This is a genomic window from Pseudomonas sp. Q2-TVG4-2, from assembly GCF_013620795.1.
In the GTDB taxonomy this organism is placed as follows: domain Bacteria; phylum Pseudomonadota; class Gammaproteobacteria; order Pseudomonadales; family Pseudomonadaceae; genus Stutzerimonas.
In genome coordinates this window covers 1-3,679 of the sequence record NZ_LGLW01000024.1, presented here as the reverse complement: position 1 = coordinate 3,679, position 3,679 = coordinate 1, and the positions used below count along the sequence as shown (strand labels likewise).

Annotated in this window: 4 protein-coding genes; 1 reads left to right on the top strand and 3 read right to left on the bottom strand. The window is 57.6% G+C overall.

Annotated elements, in window-relative coordinates; all coding sequences use genetic code 11:
- The first annotated feature begins 268 nt into the window (after window positions 1-268).
- Complete coding sequence (locus H3028_RS20965) at window positions 269-700, top strand: very short patch repair endonuclease (RefSeq protein WP_181299123.1); 432 nt, start codon at window positions 269-271, stop codon at window positions 698-700.
- On the opposite strand, the gene H3028_RS20960 is transcribed toward H3028_RS20965, so the two are convergent.
- The 3 genes from H3028_RS20960 to H3028_RS20950 all read right to left on the bottom strand — a co-directional run bounded on the left by H3028_RS20960 (window position 681) and on the right by H3028_RS20950 (window position 3,422).
- Window positions 681-1,448 carry a GIY-YIG nuclease family protein gene (locus H3028_RS20960; protein ID WP_181299122.1) on the bottom strand — a complete coding sequence of 256 codons (768 nt, stop codon included), beginning with the start codon at window positions 1,446-1,448 and terminating at the stop codon, window positions 681-683. The two genes, H3028_RS20965 and H3028_RS20960, sit on opposite strands and share 20 nt — an antisense overlap.
- Window positions 1,449-1,560: 112 nt before the next feature.
- Window positions 1,561-2,211, bottom strand: a complete 651-nt coding sequence (locus tag H3028_RS20955) for an Eco29kI family restriction endonuclease (RefSeq protein ID WP_181299121.1) — start codon at window positions 2,209-2,211, stop codon at window positions 1,561-1,563.
- Window positions 2,208-3,422 (bottom strand): DNA cytosine methyltransferase, encoded by a 1,215-nt coding sequence (locus H3028_RS20950; protein ID WP_181299124.1) that lies wholly within the window; start codon window positions 3,420-3,422, stop codon window positions 2,208-2,210. Before H3028_RS20950 ends, H3028_RS20955 begins: the two co-directional genes overlap by 4 nt.
- Window positions 3,423-3,679: the final 257 nt, after the last annotated feature.

The window sequence follows — 3,679 nt, the reverse complement described above, 5'->3', positions numbered from 1 at the left end:
GTGCTGCGCATCGAGCCGGCGGGGCCGTCTCAACCCGCGGGGGCGCTTATCGCTGACGTGGAGAAGCCTGACTCCGAGGTGCCAGTGGTCACGCCCGCACAACCTAATGGTCAGGTTGTCAGAGGAATTGATACATCACGACGAAGACTCGCTGGAACGGCGACCCAGCTCTGCCGGAAAACGAATCGGATCATCCTCGCCGACTGGCTCTGGAGTTCTGACTCGAGACTCAGCGAAATGGCAAAATCGAATAAGCGCGGACATCGCCATGGTGGACACCATCAGCGCCGACGAGCGCAGCCGCATCATGTCCTTGGTGAAGGGCAAGAACACACGTCCTGAGATGCTAGTCCGGCGCTTGGTGCATGGCGCCGGGTTCCGCTACCGACTGCACGACGCCAAGCTACCTGGCAAGCCAGACCTGGTGTTCTCTCGTAAGCGAAAAGTCATCTTCGTACATGGTTGTTTTTGGCATCGCCATGGGGGCTGCGCCCTGGCTCGAACTCCCAAGTCAAACAAGGAGTTTTGGCTGGCAAAGCTCGACGGCAATAAAGCTCGCGACGAGGTGAACCTAAGAAAGCTTCATGACGCAGGATGGGAGACATTGGTGGTCTGGGAATGCGAGCTGCGGAAATTGGATGCGCTGGAACGGCGCTTGCGGGCATTCCTCACGGGTGCCACTACCATCCAGCCTGAATGACCTCGCCATGAATATAGCGCTCACTCTCTTTGTAGATGATCACATAACCAGGCAGCGCCGTGATTTGCCACTCTTCGCCCAACACGGTTTTAACCTGTCGAAGGACATTCAAAACACTGCTCTCCTCCGAACGCAGGCTGACCTGCGTTTCAACCAGGTCAGTATGCGGCCGTTTGGAACGACCGCCGGCATTTTGATACCTGACCGTGTAGGCCAATTGATCTTTTAATTGTCTCAGCACCTCGGCCACACTACGGTCACCTTCAGGCTGAACGACACGCGCCTCAAAACCTAGGTCGATGGGATAGATACTGTCGAAATGGCTCTCCTTAACCACGGACTTGTCTCTGTTACGCCCAGGATCGTTGGAGCCGAAACCGCTGAGATTCCAGGCGAGAGAAACTCCGGCGCCGCGGTAATGCTTGATGAGCAAATCCTCGAGATCCATCGCGGTAAACACGTAGACCCGAACAGCCTTGAATGCAACCTGGCTCTGATGCAGATTCCGGCGAGAGCGGATTTTCTTCGCGTGGCGCAGCAGTCGTTGCCTCAAACCGGCGTCTGCGTCGGTTTTCCCAACGTAGACCAGATCGCCATCAAAAAACAGCTGGTAGACCCCCTGCTGCTCCGGCACCTCCAGAACCGCTTCCTCATTGAGCGGCCCCGGCGTCATTTGCTCGAACAAGTCGACTAATTCCGCCAACAGTGCGGAAGGCAGATCAAACTCCAGATCCTTGAAATACTCCATGTCTCTTCGACTTCCCTTAGCCAAACCACACGCCGCAAGCCGCACGCCTGCAGTAGCGTCGAAACAGAGACGCTGCCGTTCAGAAGCAGGGCTGACTTTTTAGATATTATAGTTACTCGCCTTCAGCCTCGATGAATTGACCTGAAAGGCATGCCGGCAACACTCGGAGGTAAGTTTCGGCATCCTGGGCGATCTGCTCTTGCGACTCTGGGCGCTCCACGAGACGCATGGCCCACTCTCGTCCAGGATGCAAGACGTCCCATCGGGGACGCATGCCAGCGTGTCGCCCCTTGCCGGGGTTGTGGTTGCCGAAACCATCAATAAGCGAATTCCACACCGGGGTGAAGCGGGCAATAATCAGTGACTCGCCAAGCGGAATCCAGATATCGTCCACCACAAGAAAGCGGCAATGAAAATCCTCGATGTTTATGTTTTCAGCGGCGCGAATGCTGTCGGCATGCTCCTTCAGACGTTTCTGCAACACCTTCCCAGCCGGCACCTCAAGATTTGCCCCCATCCGTGCGCCTGGCGGAACAGCCTTGCCTACGTAGATAGGCAGCATGAACCTTCCATCACGGTTCAGCTGGGAAACCTGCGCGTATGCCGGGAAGTCGCCCGAGTAGTAGATGGCATAAATGCCCGCGCCCTCGAACGCCGGCAGATCACCTAGCGGATGGATCTCTTTTGTCAACAACGCCTCGGCGACGCTCGCGCCCAGGTTCTTTTTATCCAGCGGATTAAACGGAATTACCTTTCCAGTCACGCGGTTTCCCTTCCTTTACAGATGTCCTGTTTTTTCAGTTTGCTCAATTCCGCCATGGCAAGTTTTTCAGCCACACTCGAGGCCACCCGCTGGGCCAGCAGCACCGGCACCGCGTTGCCTAGTTGGCGCATCGTTTCAGTCCAACTGCCATGAAATCTGTAGCCATCCGGGAAGGTTTGAATGCGCGCGCTCTCCCGCACCGTGAAGTAGCGGACGCTGCCGTCGCGCCTAACCAGCATATTTTCGCCGCCAGGAACGCCATGGTCCCCGGCTTTGAGTGTCTTGGCGGGAAGGTCTAGCGGGCTACCCGTATGGCCTGGATAAACGCGCGCGCCGAACTGAAACAGGTGATTTGGCACGGTCGTGGCCAACGACGACTCTGGGTCCGGCAAGTCATGGATGGCGTCCCTGACGGTGCGCCATGGCAGCGTCGTCAACGGAGCCTTTGCTGTCCGGAGCTTTTCGACACGCCCTACAAGCTTGGTCGGCACTTCCGGCATCGACAATCCATGGCGCGCCCAGTAGGCGCCAGTGACCCATTGATCGTGAAGCAACGCCTCGTAACTGTGAGTTGGTTCAGGGAATGACCACTCCACTCCGAGGTCATCCCTGAACCCGACCAGGAATACCCGCTCGCGCTTTTGAGGCACACCGTAGTTGGCGGCGTTCACCAAGGTCGGCACGACATTGTATGTCAGGCCCGCGCCCTTGCTTTTGCCCGAGGTCCGCTCTTCCTGCAAGCGCTTGAGATGCACGCTCCAATCCTCGTCACCGATGGGGGGTAGTTCGGGAAACTCGAGCTGGAGCTGGATGTAGTGAAAATAATTGGCGAATGTCGCGCGGGTCAGGCCCTTGACGTTCTCAACGATAAACGCCTTTGGTCTCAGGCGGCGTATGACCTCAACAGTGGCGGGAAACATGTCCCGCTTGTCCGCTTGGGCGCTGTGCTTGCCACCGATCGAAAACGGCTGACAAGGCGGACCGCCCGAGAGGAGCTCGATGTCCTTCGGGATGGAGGCCCAATCGAACTCACGGACATCCCCCTCGTGAAGATTCCAGCTCGCCAGCAGCGGATATCCACGCCGCTTGTTCTCCCTAACGGTGTCACAGGCCCACTTGTCCCATTCCACCACGGCAAGGTGTTCGAAGCCCGCGATCTCGCAACCCATTGCCAGGCCACCCGCGCCGGCGAATAGTTCCACTGATCTCATTGCCCGCCCTCGAAACTCAACCTGCAAAAATGCTCTGAATCTTACCAAAGCGATGCGCCTCGGACACGTTGAAATGTCTGGCAAGGTCGTCAGGTATGATCATGGAGGTGAGCGCTCAGCGAATTACCACCGCTGGCTGGTGTGATTCGAGATAGGGCCGAGGCTGTCCAAGGCAACGTGGATCTCGCGCAGGTCCCTGTCGACCTTGCGCTCGAGTTCGGTGCCCGTGTCGGGGCGCAGGGCACCGACCATGAAGA